The organism is Flavobacterium flavipallidum, from assembly GCF_038289905.1.
Classification (GTDB): Bacteria; Bacteroidota; Bacteroidia; order Flavobacteriales; family Flavobacteriaceae; genus Flavobacterium; species Flavobacterium flavipallidum.
Window position 1 is genome coordinate 75,980 of sequence record NZ_JBBYHU010000007.1, and the last position, 14,554, is coordinate 90,533.

The window sequence follows — 14,554 nt, forward strand, 5'->3', positions numbered from 1 at the left end:
ATGTACAGTAAAGAAGAAACACAACGATTAAAAAGAGAATTTTGGGTAACTTTTGCCGAAAAATACCCTAGAAAATGGATGTTATACGACACCAAGATTAAGGATTTCTCTTTTAAATTTTTTGTAGACAACAAAAAAGCTCAGGTTCTTATTGACATTGAGCCTCGTAATAAGGAAAAAAGAATCGCTTATTTTGAAAAATTAGAAGCTTTAAAAAGCATTCTTGAAGAAGAATTTATCAGTGATTTAGTTTTTGAAAAAGACTATGTTTTAGAAAGCGGAAAAACCATCAGCCGCATTTGGGTAGAAAAATCAGGCGTTGGCTTCAGTAACCGCAACAACTGGGATCTTATTTTTGACTTTTACTACGAGAAAATGGATGCTTTGGAGCGTTTTTATCTGGAATACGATGAATTTATTAAGGATATTGAAGTTGAATAAAATCATTTACATCGTAAAGATATTGTATACAATCACGTGATCAGGATAAGTAATATATAATTGCTTTCGGTTGTCTTGTTTTTTTCGGGTAATAATTGCCAACGTACAATCTACGCCATCGTTATCCTTGCAAAGAAAAGAATAAACCAAATCACTCTCTGATTCCGATTCAGGCTGATAGGTTTGAATTTCATACAACTGAATATTTCTGGAATAAACTAGGATTCTGTTTTTATTAGTATCTAATGTTACCGTAATATTTACCAAACTCAAATCAGACCATTTACCCCATTTGCCTTTTTCATTTCTCTCTAAAACACTATAACCGGAAGTTCGAAATTGATACGTTTGACCGTAAGATTGCTGGACAGCAATTCCTAAAAAAAACAGGCAAATATAAAAGCATTTTAATTTTGTCATTTTCAATCTTTTTATCATAAAAAATGGGCAACTGAATTTTTAGCTAACTGATATTCCTGCATCATGTCTGCTACAATTGACCCTGCTGATTTTATTTCATGTATTAATCCGGCAATTTGTCCTATTTCCAATTCTCCTTCTGTCAAATCACCTTCAAATATTCCTCTTTTGGCACGCGCTCTTCCTAATAAAGTGGCTAAATCATCCTTTGTTGGACATTTAGAATACAATTCCTGAACATCATCAAAAAATTTATTCTTTATCAAACGCACCGGTGTCAGCTCTTTTAAAGTTAATTGCGTTCCTCCTTCGGGAGTGTTCACAATAATTTGTTTGAAATTATCATGAGCTGATGATTCAACCGAAGCAGCAAATCGACTACCTATCTGAACGCCATCGGCACCTAAAATCATAGCGGCCAGCATTCCGTTACCTGTGGCTATTCCACCGGCTGCAATAATAGGAATTTTTATTTGTTCTTTCACCATTGGAATCAAAGTAAAAGTAGTCGTTTCTTCACGCCCGTTATGCCCTCCTGCTTCAAAACCTTCAGCAACAATAGCATCAACTCCCGCTTGCTGCGCTTTCAGGGCAAATTTAGTGCTGCTCACAACATGAACTACCGTAATGCCATGCTCTTTTAAATAAGCCGTCCAGGTCATAGGATTTCCTGCCGAAGTAAAAACGATTTTCACTTTTTCTTCGACAATAATTTGCATGAGCGTTTCAATATCAGGATACAGCATTGGAACGTTAACCCCAAAAGGTTTTGATGTCGCTTTTTTACATTTTTGAATATGCTCCCGCAAAATTTCCGGATACATAGAACCTGCTCCTATCAAACCTAAACCGCCGGCATTACTCACTACACTAGCCAATTTATATCCACTTACCCAAACCATTCCAGCTTGAATAATGGGATATTGAATATTAAATAGAGATGTAATACGATTCATGAGTAATTAATTTTTAATAACCTTACCTTCCTTTGAAAATAAATCCGATTTGATTTTATAAAAATAAACTCCTTTGCTCAGTGCTTCTAATGAAAAGGAATCCTTTGGAGTAATTACTTGTTTCTCTATAACTTTTTGACCATAAGCACTATAAAACCAAATCATTCCCGAATTAAAGTTGGGCGGAAAATGAATGGAAACCGAATCGGATGTGGGATTTGGGAAAGCAGCGAAATATTGAAAATCATTTTTCTTTAAAATAGTTCCATTATTTAAAGCCAAATTAAAATCAGGAATTCCATAACCGTAATTATTATTTGGAACATTATATCTACTTGAAGACTGCAACAACAAATCCCTTATTTCCTGATTACTTGCATCTGGATAAGCCTGCCATAAACAAGCTAACATTCCCGAAATAATTGGGGCCGAAAAAGAAGTTCCGTTTGAATAAACCGAATTTCCCTGTGCATCAGATACAATTACATTTTGCCCTAAAGCCATAACTTCAGGTTTAATTCTTCCATCTGCTGTAGGGCCTAGCGAACTAAAAGTAGCTTTTTGTTGGTTCAAATTTACTGCTCCCACAGTAATAACCGATAAGGCATCGGCCGGAGCGCCTACATAAGGATCAGATGTAGCTCCTTCGTTTCCTGCCGAAACAACCACTAACATTCCACGACTAAAAGCAATATCGGCTCCCTTGGAAACAAAAGCAGTATTCCCGTTTCGATCACTGTATTTATGATTATAAGCAGGATTATCAAAATCCGTGTAGCCCAAAGAGCTATTAATAATATCTACACCCAAACTATCGGCCTTTTCAGCAGCTTCGACCCATAAAGATTCCTCTACAGGATTTTCAGAACTAACATCTTCAGTAACAAACAAATAATAAGACGCATCAATAGCAGTTCCTACCAAAGCATTGTCGCCATAAGCAGCCATTGTAGATAACACATTCGTTCCATGAGAGTCGAGCGTATACAAACTATTGTTTCCTGATACAAAATTATAGCCTCCCAAAATTTGATGATTATCTCTTAAACGTTTAAAAGCAACTGATTGATCTACTCCTACAAAACCGGCATCCAAAACTGCAATTATTTTCCCTGCACCTTTATAATTTTGCTGATGCAAATATTGCCCGTTTAACATCTCTATTTGCGAAGCAAAACCAGTTGTTGCTGTAGTCATCTTTTCTTTCTTTTGCTTATTCCCCTCAGAAAGAACAACTTTAGATTTTGAAACAATTTTATTCGTAACATTTAAAATTTTATCCGCAAAATCAACCCGATCTACAAAAGAATAGGTCTTCAAAGCATTAATATCGTTTTGTGAACCACGCACATGAATAGCATTCATCCATTTGGATTTAGCCATCACTTTTATACCGGAAACTGCTTTTATAATATTAATAAAATCCTGATTGATGGGAATATCTTTAAAATCCAATGCTATATTTTGATTCGTTCTTCTGTCTATTGCTCGCTGCGACAGCATTTGCAAAGGATTATCAAAATAATACTGTTCGTTTACCTTGACTTTAAAATATACCCAAGCGTCTTCCTGAGAAAGCACAGAAAGTGGAAAGTAAACAAAAAATAGTATGATGTACTTTTTCATAAAAGCAGTGAATAAAAAAAGTGATTAATCTCTGTAGAAATTAATCACTTAAATATAGAATTATTTTTTAAAAGTACAACTAGGAAATAACTCCCGAACCAATTAATTCGTCACCAATGTGCCAGGCCACAAATTGCCCTTCGGTAATGGCAGATTGCTGTTGACTAAACGAAACATACAATCCGGATTCAAATTGATGTAAAGTGGCGTCCTGTAATTCCTGACGGTAACGAATTCTAGCTTTTACTTTCATTGTTTCACCATTGGTTAAAGCCATATCAGTACGAATCCAATGTACCTCAGAAGGCGCAACACACAAAGCTTTTCTAAACAATCCCGGATGATGACTTCCCATCCCAGTATAAATCGTATTCGTTTCTACATCAGTTGCAATTACGAATAAAGCCTCAGCAGTACCTCCTACATTTAATCCTTTTCTTTGCCCTACTGTAAAATAATGTGCTCCCTGGTGCTTTCCTACTACTTTACCCATTTCAGTTGTGTACTTAATGGGTTTTGCAGCTAAAGCCAAAGCGTCTTCTGTTGTCAAATCTTCAGAAACCGAATTATTGTAAACCGGATTATCTTTATCGATTTGGACAATAATTCCGTCTTTAGGTTGTAATTTTTGCTGTAAAAATTCAGGAAGACGTACTTTTCCAATAAAACACAATCCTTGAGAATCTTTCTTTTCGGCAGTTACTAATTCCATTTCGGCTGCAATTTCACGCACCTGAGGTTTTGTTAATTCGCCAATTGGGAATAAAGCTTTCTCTAATTGTTCCTGCGATAACTGGCAAAGAAAATACGACTGGTCTTTATTGTTGTCTACTCCCGAAAGCAATTGATAAACTGTTTTTCCATTGACCTCTGTTTCACTTTTTCGACAATAATGTCCGGTAGCCACATAATCGGCACCCAAACTTAAAGCAATTTTCATGAAAACATCAAATTTGATTTCGCGATTACAAAGTACGTCCGGATTAGGAGTACGACCTTTTTCATATTCGTTGAACATATAATCAACGATTTTTTCTTTGTATTGCTCACTTAAATCAACTGTTTGAAACGGAATCCCCAACTTTTCAGCGACTAACAAAGCATCGTTACTATCTTCTAACCACGGGCATTCATTTGAAATCGTCACCGAATCATCATGCCAGTTTTTCATAAAAAGACCTATAACCTCATAGCCTTGTTGTTGCAACAAATAAGCTGCAACACTCGAATCTACTCCACCAGAAAGTCCAACTATTACACGTTTCATTCTAAAATCTGTTTTTTTGGGTGCAAAGGTACAAAGTTTTTAAACGATATGATTCATTATAACATTTCGTTTAAATATATATCCTTTTTTAAACTACTTGGACTTCAAAGTTTTCTTTGGCTGCGGATTATTTACATTTACCTCATCTGTTAATTTTCCATTCTCGAAAAATTGCCAGACTCCAGTTTTTTTTCCGTTCACAAATTTACCCTTAGAAACAATCATATTATCTACGTCTCTAAAAATCGCCAAACCATCGTATTGATTGTCTTTGAAAGTAGCCTCTTCAAGCACATATCCTTTTTCGGAATACTTCTTAGAACTACCGTTCTTCAAATTATTTTTATAATAAGTTTCTTCAGCAATTTTCCCGCTTGGAAAAAATACTGAACGCAAACCTTCTAACTTTCCGTTTTTATAATTCTCTATGGTCATAACAACAGTTGACGCATGATGGTAATATTTCCATTCGCCTTCAAACAATTTATTGACTACTTTACCTTCGCTAACTTTGTTTTTATTTTGATCATAAAAAACAGTGTAAGCCACATTATCATTAGTATTAAAAGTTCGGGTTGCAATAACAGTTCCGGCCTTGGTATCATCAAAAAATTTAAACTCACCTACTTCCTTACCATGCGAAAAAGTGCCTTCATAACGAACTCTTTTTGACTCCGGATAAAAACCTCTCCACAAACCATCTTTTTTACCGCCTGCATCTACTTTGTTAAAATCATTTTGCGCCTGAAGACTACAAACACAAATGCATAAAAAGACAATCAAACTGATTTTTTCTATTATCTTCATGAAACTATTTTTGTTACTAAAACGAATTTATCGAATAATAAATTATCTATAAAACCAAAAAATCCCGTCCCGATAGCTATCGGGACGGGATTACTTTTTCAAATAAAATTATTTCTTTTTATTTTGTTGCGCTTTCATTGCTTCTTGTTGCGCCATCGCTTCTTGAAGCTTTTGCTGAAACTTACTTTGTTTCTTAGGCTCTTTCTTTTTGTTCTCCTGGATTTCGGCGTGAATTTTATCACTGTCGATAATGTAATTTTTAATCACTAACATAATTCCGATTGTAATAGTGTTAGAAATAAAATAATACAAACTCAATCCTGAAGCATAACTATTAAAGAAAAACAACATCATCAATGGCGAAATATACACCATTACTTTCATCATTTTAGCCATATCCGGCATACCTTCCTGCTGTGGTGTTGCCATTTGTTGGTCTCCAGTTGTCATTTTCATATAGAAGAAAATTGCAATAGAAGCTAAAATTGGGAACAAACTAATATGATCTCCATAAGCCGGAATATGGAAAGGCAATTTATAAACCGAATCAAATGATGATAAATCATCTGCCCATAAGAAACCTTTATGTCTTAATTGAATCAAAGCCGGGAACAATTGGAATAAAGCATAGAAAACAGGCATTTGCAGCAAACCAGGTACGCAACCTGCCATAGGATTTACTCCAGCTTTGTTGTAAAGCTTCATTGTTTCCTGTTGTTTCTTCATTGGCTCATCTTTGTATTTTTCACCAATTTCAGTGATTTCAGGACGTAAAACCTTCATCTTAGCCTGAGACAGGAATGATTTATAAGTTACCGGTGACATAACTAATTTTACTAAAATCGTAAACAACACAATAGCCCATCCTTGAGAAATGAACATACTTAAGAAAGTATAAGCCGGAATAAAAAGAAAACGGTTAATCCATCCGAAAATCCCCCATCCTAAAGCAACGATATCCTCTAAGTTTCTGTCGTATGACTTTAATAATTTGTAATCAGTAGGACCGTAGTACCAATTCATTTTTTGGTCTATCTCTCCATTTTTGAAAGCTAATGGAACTACAGTTTTAAATTGTTTGGTAAATATTGTATCCTTATCATCATCATTTACTAAATTATTAGAATACAATTCAACTGTTTTAAACGGCTGTTCTGTCAATAAAATTGAAGAGAAAAAATGTTGTTTGTAAGCTACATAAGAAACCTCTTCTACTGTTTCGGTTTTATCATGTCCTTGTCCTAAATAATCTTTTTTATCACCTTCATACTCATAATACAATTCAGTATAACGGTTTTCATAAGAAACACTTTTTTCATTAGCATAGGTTTTTAAAGCCCATTCTAATTGCAAAGGTTTATTATTCTTTAAAATGGTATTTAATCCTTGCGATTGAATATCAAAATCTAACATATAATCGTTAGCTTTCAACACATACTTATAAGCTAAATAAGAAGTTTCAGAAGCTTTCAATTTCATTGTCAAAATTTGGTCTTCACCATTTTTTGTCAAGGTAGGCTCAAAATAAAGGTCTTTAGAGTTTAAAGTATGATTATCAACAGTTGGTAATTGTAAATTAAACTGAGCATTATTGTTTTTAATCAATTCTACTAATTTACCAGAATCCTTTTGATTCTGTTCAAAATCTTTTAAAGTAGCACTAACAATATACCCTCCTTTATTTGCAATTGTAAGTTTTACTAATTTATTTTCAATAGTAGTAAACGCATCTTTTGCAGAAGGTAAAGTAGCTGAATAAGCAAAACTTCCTAAGGTTTTTTGCAACTGAGCCAATTTTAAAGTATCATTTAGACCAGCAGCAGTATTAATTTTAGCTACATTATCTTGAGTTTTTGAGCCTTTAACAACCAATTCATTTTTAGTTTTCTCTGCTGCAAGTTCTGCCTCAGAAGGTTTGTTTTGGTACATTATCCAAAGTAGTATACCGAAAATCAATACAAAACCAATCAGCGAATTGGGGTCAAACTTTTTTTCTTCCATTTTTATTACAAATTATTATCCCGACTTTTATGTCAAATTATTTAATTCTAATTGCAGAAATTGACTTATTTCTTTTTTGCTTTTACAGCAGCAGCCACAAAGTTCACAAAAAGTGGGTGCGGATTAGCTACCGTACTCTTATATTCAGGATGGTACTGAACTCCAATAAAGAATGGATGATCTTCAATCTCAACAATCTCTACTAATCCTGTATCCGGATTTACTCCTGAAGCTTTTAAGCCAGCATTATTTAATTCTTCTGCATAAGCACTGTTAAACTCATAACGATGACGGTGACGTTCTTGAATTAATGTTTGACCATAAATTTGATACGCTAAAGTACCTGGCTTAATTTCACATTTCCAAGCACCAAGACGCATTGTACCTCCTTTATCGGTTACATTTTTTTGCTCTTCCATTAAGTTCACTACCGGATGAGGTGTTTGATCGTTCATCTCAGTAGAATTTGCCTCAGCATAACCTAATACATTTCTTGAATATTCAATAACCGACATTTGCATTCCTAAACAAATTCCGAAGAATGGCATTTTGTTTTCACGTGCATAACGTACAGCAGTAATTTTTCCTTCAATACCTCTTTCTCCAAATCCCGGAGCTACTAGAATAGCATCGATATCTTTAAATTTCTCTTCAATATTTTCACTATCAATATACTCAGAGTGAATAGAAACAACATTTACTTTAGTTTCATTTGCTGCACCAGCATGAATAAAAGCTTCTAAAATAGACTTGTAACAGTCCTGCATTTCTACATATTTCCCAATCAAACCAATGTTTACAGTATGTTTTGGGCTTTTTAATCTTTTTAAGAAAGTGTTCCAATTTTTCAAATCCGGAGCCGCTTTCTTAGGTAAATCTAATTTTTTCAATGCAACTACATCAAGACCTTCTTCTAACATTAAATTAGGTACTTCATATATTGTTGATGCATCGATAGATTGAATAACCGCTTCTCTTTTTACGTTACAGAATAAAGCCAACTTACCTCTTAATTCATTAGAAAGTTCATGCTCTGTTCTACAAACTAAGATATCTGCTTTAATTCCGCTTTCCATCAAAGTTTTAACCGAGTGTTGTGTAGGTTTTGTTTTCAATTCACCTGCAGCAGCCAAATAAGGAACTAAAGTAAGGTGAATTACAATTCCGTTATTTTCCCCTAATTCCCAAACTAATTGACGAACCGATTCAATATATGGCAATGATTCAATATCACCTACAGTACCACCAATCTCAGTAATTACGATATCATAGTCACCTGTTTTACCCAGTAACTGAATTCTATCTTTAATTTCGTTAGTGATATGAGGAACAACCTGAACTGTTTTCCCTAAAAATTCTCCTCTTCTTTCTTTTTCAATAACGGAAAGATAGATTCTTCCGGTAGTTACATTGTTTGCCTGAGAAGTAGGAACGTTCAAGAAACGCTCATAGTGCCCTAAATCTAAGTCTGTTTCTGCTCCATCATCAGTCACATAACATTCTCCATGCTCATAAGGATTTAATGTTCCTGGATCAACATTAATATAAGGATCAAATTTTTGAATAGTAGTTCTATACCCTCTTGCCTGTAATAATTTTGCTAAAGATGCTGCTATAATTCCTTTTCCCAAAGAAGAAGTAACCCCTCCAGTAACAAAAATATATTTTGTTTGATTCATGTTGTTCTAGTTTGTATTGTCGTTGTGTAAAAAACGTGGCAAAAATACGATTATAAATTTAGATTATGCTAATTTGGAAATGAGATAATTTGCAAAAATGACTTTTGCCAACTCAAAAATAAAAACCTCATTAATTTATTAAATCAATGAGGTTTTGGGTATCTTTTTTTGATATTTCGTATCAATTCTTCTAAGCCATTCAATTTTAATTCATAAACCAATTTTAACTGCTCCCCTAATTCTCCTTTAGGAAAGCCTTTATTGTGATACCACACCACATAATGCTCTGGTAAATCTATTAAAAAACGCCCTTCGTATTTACCAAAAGGCATTTGCGTATACGCTAATTTTACTAGTTGTTTTTGATAGGAATCCATTAAAAAAAATGTACTTTATATTGGCACAAGGTACATTTTTAGTTAAAAATTAATGTATACAAATTTATTTTTTTTAAGAGTCTGTTTTTGTTTCCTCAAGTAAAACCATTTATCACGAGACCAGCCATTAAAAATTGCATTTAAAAAACTAAATCAACTGATTTTTTAACACAATATCAACTACAAATAATACAATTATTATATCTTTGGAAAGGTATTTCAAATTTAAACACAAAAGAAATGAATAAAATAATTACAGCGTTAACATTGTACATTACTTTTCTAACAGGACATTCGCAAAATTTAAAACTTTACATGGATCAAAACACTCATAAATTTGGTTTTAAAGACCCTAATGGAAAAACAATTATTCCTGCAAAATATGATTATGCTGGCGAATTCAAAGAAGGATTCTCAGCCGTTGAATTAAATTCTAAATGTGGCTTTATAAATACTGCAGGAAAACTAATCATTCCACTTAAATACGAAGAAACATATAATTTCAATTACGGAAGAGCAGCCTTTAAACTTAATGGAAAATGGGGCTTTATTGATAATCTAGGAAAAGAAATTATCCCACCAGAATACGATTCAGTAAATGAATTTTCAGACGAACTTGCACCTGTTAAACTAAACAACAAATATGGTTTTATAAATAAATTTGGAAAAATTATTATACCATTAAAATATGACAGAGTGACTAATTTTTCTGAAAAACTCGCAGCAGTCAAACTAAATAAAAAATGGGGCTTTATAGATTATACTGACAAACTAATCATTCCGATAGAATACGAGAGTGCAGATAGCTTTTATGAAGGACTTGCATCAATTAAGTCGAATGGAAAATACGGTTTTACTGATAAATCAGGAAATTTAATTATCCCACCAAAATACGAAGCCGTAGAAAGATTTTCAAAAGGGTTTGCTGAAGTTAAACTGAATAAAAAAAGGGGGATAGTAAACAATTTGGGAAAAGAAATCATCCCTATTAAATATGACCAAGTAAGCTCTTTTTCAGAAGGACTCATTGCAGTCAGGACAAATGGAAAATGGGGTTTTTTAGATATGTCTGGCACAGAAGTTATACCTATAATTTATGAGAACGTTTCAGGTTTCCGTAAAGGAGTTTCTAAAGTCCGATTAAATGGTCAATATTTAGCAATTGACAAAACAGATAAACAGATAAAATAGAACTGATTAACCATTTAAACGATCTACTGAAATTATCTTAAAAAAAGCTTTAAACTAGAAACAATTTAAAATCAAAAAACACAACACAAAGACAGCTGACTTTGTATTGTGTTTTTTTTTTGATAAGCATCGAACGATAATTTCCCTTACATTAATTAGCTACTTTTAAAGTCAGATCACTATCATAATACATGATATAAATACCCTTGTTAATATACCCTCCGCCTTCTTTTTTACTATATTCAAACTTATTCTCGAATTGTTCCGTCACCGATGAATCGACTGTTTCTTCAAATGATTTATTTTGCATCAAACGAATCATTGCATCAAAAGTCACATCAAATCCTCGAGTTGCATAATCACTTGGAGTGATTGAATTCAACTTTTTAAATTTTGCATCAAAAGCAATTCCCTCAGGCGTTAAATTATCTCTGGTAACAGAAGGATACATTAATTTCAACTTAACTAAATTTAAAAAACTAATCTCATCAGAATCCAAAGTATCATTAGGTTCCAAAATTACTAACTGAACCTGATAATGAGGCATTGCACTCACCAATGCAGTAATTGTCGTTTTAACCATCCAGGTATTAGCCGTTTCTAATAAGACATAATTCACCACATTAGGAAGCAACATTGCCTTTAAACCTTCTGCCGAAACCGTTCCATTTGTATTCAACGGAACTAATCGAACATCTTTTTGATTTTGCTGTAAATACTGAATTACCGAAATCTTTTTCTTATCTACAACCGCAACAATATTCCCTTTTTTAGCACGCATAAAATCAAACATTCTTGTTTTCAACATCTCATTGGTTGGAACTGTTTGATACAAATTAGAAATTGGATTTCCCAAATCTTTAGACAATGGCGAAATCACAGGAACATTATTTGCGCTCAATAAACGGGCAGCAGCTTCTGCATTATTCTGATAAAAAGGCCCAATAACCGCATCAGCACTTTGCAAATTATTAGTATTTATAATCGCAGCAACATTCGAACTGTTTTTAGTTTCTTCTGAATCATAAATACTAACATCAATTGGCAAGCCTAATGTTTTCGCAGAGTCAATAGCCATTAAAGCACCTGCATAAAAATCCAAAGTCATATTTAAAAACTTATCTTTTTTCAACCTTGAAGCAACAGTATTTAAAGTATCTCCCTGAACCTTAGCTACATTAAACGGCAATAGTAAAGCCAGTTTTTTTCGTTCCCCTGATTTATTTTTTGGGGCCAAATCAACAACTTCTTTACTTTCAAATCCTGTTGCTAATGAAGTACCAGCAGGCAATTTTATCACCATTCCTGTTTCAACTCCATTTTTTAGTTCCGGATTCAAAGCCACTAATTCTTCCTGTGACATACCAGACATCTTTGACAAACTATACAAAGTTTCTTTAGGTTTTACTTCATAAGAAATATACTTTGGCGCATTAATAACTTTTGCTGGAACAACCTCAGTCTTCTTAACCGGATTTCCTTTTATCAACAAATGATAACCCACAGTTAAATTAGAAACAATTTCAGGATTTTTCTTTTCTAATTCGGCAACTGTTATTCCGTATTTTTTAGCAATAGAAAACTTAGTTTCCTTAGGAAGCACATCATGATAAATAGGGGCGTTTAAAGAATTCAGCATTTTTTTTGAAGGAATAACCAAAATCTGATCAATTTGCAAACCATCCGTTTCCAAAAAGGGATTGGCTTTCTTTAAATCAGCATCCGATATATTGTATTTTTTCTCAATCCCAAACAAAGTCTCTTTTGGCATCACTTTATGTTTTACTTCTGCCGAACTATTCGAAGTTTTCGATTCCATTTTTGACGAAACTGACGTTTTAGGCAAGCCTGCCGACTTTGAAGGAATCAACAACACCATTTTAGAACTTAATTTCCTTTGTGCATCAGGATTCAATTTATAAATATCATAAGGCGTAACCTGATATTTCTTGGCAATATCATTTATAGTTTCTCCCGTTTCAACTTTATGTGTTATAGTCCCTTGCGCAAGAACAACATTTACAAACATTAAAACCGGAATCCAAATTGCAAAAAAATACTTCATTCTATATTTTTATTTAAATTTTATATGCACTTAAAAGAAAACGGCACCAAATTTATATTTCAAAATCTGATACCGTTTTTATAATAACTACGAAAAGCCAACTAGCCTTTTCTATTATTCCCACTCAATTGTTGCTGGTGGTTTTGAACTAATATCATATACTACTCTGTTCACACCTCTTACCTTGTTGATAATGTCATTTGACACTTTCATTAAGAAATCATAAGGCAAGTGAACCCAGTCAGCAGTCATACCATCGGTAGATTCTACAGCACGAAGCGCTACTACTTTTTCATAAGTACGCTCGTCACCCATAACACCAACACTATTTACAGGAAGCAAAATCGCTCCTGCCTGCCAAACTTTATCATATAATCCCCAAGATTTTAATCCTTCGATAAATACCGAATCAACTTCTTGTAAGATTCTAACTTTCTCTGGTGTAATATCTCCCAAAATACGGATAGATAATCCAGGACCAGGGAAAGGATGTCTTCCTAACAATTCAGGATCAATACCTAAACTCGCTCCTACTCTACGTACCTCATCTTTAAAAAGCATACGCAAAGGTTCCACAACTTGTAATTTCATAAAATCAGGCAAACCACCCACATTATGATGCGATTTGATTGTTGCAGATGGTCCTTTTACAGAAACTGACTCAATTACATCAGGATAAATAGTTCCCTGAGCTAACCATTTAACATCTTCTAACAAATGAGATTCATCGTCGAAAACTTCGATAAATACTCTTCCGATAATTTTACGTTTTGTTTCCGGATCACTTACTCCTGCCAATTCTGACAAGAAACGCTCTCCTGCATCTACTCCTTTAACATTAAGTCCCATTCCTTTGTATTGATTCAATACATTTTGGAACTCATTTTTACGAAGTAAACCATTATTAACAAAAATACAATATAGGTTTTCACCAATTGCTTTATTCAATAAAACCGCAGCTACCGTTGAATCAACACCTCCAGAAAGTCCAAGAACTACTTTATCGTTTCCGATTTTTGCTTTCATTTCAGCAACAATTTCCTCAACAAAAGCATTTGGCGTAAAGTTTTGTGGAACTTGTGCGATCTTCACTAAGAAGTTCTCTAACATTTGTTTCCCATCCGTTGAGTGATATACCTCAGGGTGGTATTGAATTGCATAAGTAGTTTCGCCTTCAATTTTGTAAGCCGCAAATTCCACATCATGTGTACTTGCTAATTTCACACCATTTGTTGGCAAAGCCTTAATACTATCACTATGACTCATCCAAACCTGACTGTTTGCAGAAACACCTTCAAAGAAAACTTCGTCTTCCTTAATATAAGACAAATTAGCTCTTCCGTATTCTCTGGTATTAGAAGCCGCTACTTCTCCACCGCTAAAGTGTGATAAATATTGCGCTCCGTAACATACCGCAAGCAAAGGCATTTTCCCTCTGATTTGAGATAAATCAGGATGCGGTGCATCTTCTGAACGAACAGAAAATGGACTTCCTCCTAAAATTACAGCTTTATAACTTGATAAATCCGAAGGGATATTATTGTATGGAAAAATTTCGCAGAATATATTTAATTCGCGAACTCTACGCGCAATCAACTGAGTGTATTGCGAACCGAAATCTAAAATAAGTACGTTGTGTTGCATGGGCGCAAAATTACTTTTTAAATTTGGATTGCAAAAGTGGATTTTTGAAATTTTTTATTTTTTTTCTTTTCTATTTCCTT

Annotated in this window: 12 protein-coding genes; 2 read left to right on the forward strand and 10 right to left on the reverse strand. The window is 33.8% G+C overall.

Annotated elements, in window-relative coordinates; all coding sequences use genetic code 11:
- Positions 1–441 (forward strand): DUF4268 domain-containing protein, encoded by a 441-nt coding sequence (locus AAEO59_RS05530; protein WP_341699740.1) that lies wholly within the window; start codon positions 1–3, stop codon positions 439–441.
- A gap of 6 nt (positions 442–447) precedes the next feature.
- Here AAEO59_RS05530 and AAEO59_RS05535 read toward each other — a convergent pair whose 3' ends face one another.
- The 8 genes from AAEO59_RS05535 to AAEO59_RS05570 all read right to left on the reverse strand — a co-directional run bounded on the left by AAEO59_RS05535 (position 448) and on the right by AAEO59_RS05570 (position 9,574).
- Entirely contained in the window at positions 448–861 is a 414-nt protein-coding gene (locus AAEO59_RS05535; RefSeq protein WP_341699741.1) for a hypothetical protein, read from the reverse strand.
- Positions 862–875: 14 nt separating this feature from the next.
- On the reverse strand, positions 876–1,817 hold the full coding sequence (locus AAEO59_RS05540) for an NAD(P)H-dependent flavin oxidoreductase (protein ID WP_341699742.1): 942 nt from the start codon (positions 1,815–1,817) through the stop codon (positions 876–878).
- Between the two features lie 6 nt (positions 1,818–1,823).
- Entirely contained in the window at positions 1,824–3,443 is a 1,620-nt protein-coding gene (locus AAEO59_RS05545) for a S8 family peptidase (protein ID WP_341699743.1), read from the reverse strand.
- Positions 3,444–3,522: 79 nt separating this feature from the next.
- The gene (mnmA, locus tag AAEO59_RS05550; protein ID WP_341699744.1) at positions 3,523–4,710 is read right to left on the reverse strand and encodes a tRNA 2-thiouridine(34) synthase MnmA; all 1,188 of its coding nucleotides are present in this window, start codon (positions 4,708–4,710) and stop codon (positions 3,523–3,525) included.
- A 93-nt stretch (positions 4,711–4,803) separates the two neighbouring features.
- Positions 4,804–5,517 carry a toxin-antitoxin system YwqK family antitoxin gene (locus tag AAEO59_RS05555; RefSeq protein ID WP_341699745.1) on the reverse strand — a complete coding sequence of 238 codons (714 nt, stop codon included), beginning with the start codon at positions 5,515–5,517 and terminating at the stop codon, positions 4,804–4,806.
- 108 nt (positions 5,518–5,625) lie between these two features.
- A complete protein-coding gene (gene yidC / locus AAEO59_RS05560; RefSeq protein ID WP_341699746.1) occupies positions 5,626–7,518 on the reverse strand; it encodes a membrane protein insertase YidC in 1,893 nt (630 codons plus the stop codon).
- A gap of 65 nt (positions 7,519–7,583) precedes the next feature.
- A complete protein-coding gene (locus tag AAEO59_RS05565; protein ID WP_341699747.1) occupies positions 7,584–9,197 on the reverse strand; it encodes a CTP synthase in 1,614 nt (537 codons plus the stop codon).
- A 143-nt stretch (positions 9,198–9,340) separates the two neighbouring features.
- Positions 9,341–9,574, reverse strand: coding sequence for a DUF3820 family protein (locus AAEO59_RS05570; RefSeq protein WP_341699748.1), 234 nt, complete (start codon positions 9,572–9,574; stop codon positions 9,341–9,343).
- Positions 9,575–9,814: 240 nt separating this feature from the next.
- Here AAEO59_RS05570 and AAEO59_RS05575 point away from each other — a divergent pair, with 240 nt between their 5' ends.
- Positions 9,815–10,765, forward strand: a complete 951-nt coding sequence (locus tag AAEO59_RS05575) for a WG repeat-containing protein (RefSeq protein WP_341699749.1) — start codon at positions 9,815–9,817, stop codon at positions 10,763–10,765.
- 151 nt (positions 10,766–10,916) lie between these two features.
- Here AAEO59_RS05575 and AAEO59_RS05580 read toward each other — a convergent pair whose 3' ends face one another.
- Together AAEO59_RS05580 and guaA are read right to left on the reverse strand one after the other, a co-directional pair.
- Positions 10,917–12,830 (reverse strand): LysM peptidoglycan-binding domain-containing protein, encoded by a 1,914-nt coding sequence (locus tag AAEO59_RS05580; protein ID WP_341699750.1) that lies wholly within the window; start codon positions 12,828–12,830, stop codon positions 10,917–10,919.
- 114 nt (positions 12,831–12,944) lie between these two features.
- Positions 12,945–14,474: a glutamine-hydrolyzing GMP synthase gene (guaA, locus tag AAEO59_RS05585; RefSeq protein ID WP_341699751.1), complete on the reverse strand. Its 1,530-nt coding sequence runs from the start codon at positions 14,472–14,474 to the stop codon at positions 12,945–12,947.
- Positions 14,475–14,554 lie beyond the last annotated feature (80 nt).

Excerpts from the sequence above, each read along its gene's own strand:
- AAEO59_RS05530 (WP_341699740.1), top strand. The coding sequence starts at position 1 with ATGTACAGTAAAGAAGAAACACAACGATTAAAAAGAGAATTTTGGGTA.
- AAEO59_RS05535 (WP_341699741.1), bottom strand. The coding sequence starts at position 861 with ATGACAAAATTAAAATGCTTTTATATTTGCCTGTTTTTTTTAGGAATT.
- AAEO59_RS05540 (WP_341699742.1), bottom strand. The coding sequence starts at position 1,817 with ATGAATCGTATTACATCTCTATTTAATATTCAATATCCCATTATTCAA.
- AAEO59_RS05545 (WP_341699743.1), bottom strand. The coding sequence starts at position 3,443 with ATGAAAAAGTACATCATACTATTTTTTGTTTACTTTCCACTTTCTGTG.
- mnmA (WP_341699744.1), bottom strand. The coding sequence starts at position 4,710 with ATGAAACGTGTAATAGTTGGACTTTCTGGTGGAGTAGATTCGAGTGTT.
- AAEO59_RS05555 (WP_341699745.1), bottom strand. The coding sequence starts at position 5,517 with ATGAAGATAATAGAAAAAATCAGTTTGATTGTCTTTTTATGCATTTGT.
- yidC (WP_341699746.1), bottom strand. The coding sequence starts at position 7,518 with ATGGAAGAAAAAAAGTTTGACCCCAATTCGCTGATTGGTTTTGTATTG.
- AAEO59_RS05565 (WP_341699747.1), bottom strand. The coding sequence starts at position 9,197 with ATGAATCAAACAAAATATATTTTTGTTACTGGAGGGGTTACTTCTTCT.
- AAEO59_RS05570 (WP_341699748.1), bottom strand. The coding sequence starts at position 9,574 with ATGGATTCCTATCAAAAACAACTAGTAAAATTAGCGTATACGCAAATG.
- AAEO59_RS05575 (WP_341699749.1), top strand. The coding sequence starts at position 9,815 with ATGAATAAAATAATTACAGCGTTAACATTGTACATTACTTTTCTAACA.
- AAEO59_RS05580 (WP_341699750.1), bottom strand. The coding sequence starts at position 12,830 with ATGAAGTATTTTTTTGCAATTTGGATTCCGGTTTTAATGTTTGTAAAT.
- guaA (WP_341699751.1), bottom strand. The coding sequence starts at position 14,474 with ATGCAACACAACGTACTTATTTTAGATTTCGGTTCGCAATACACTCAG.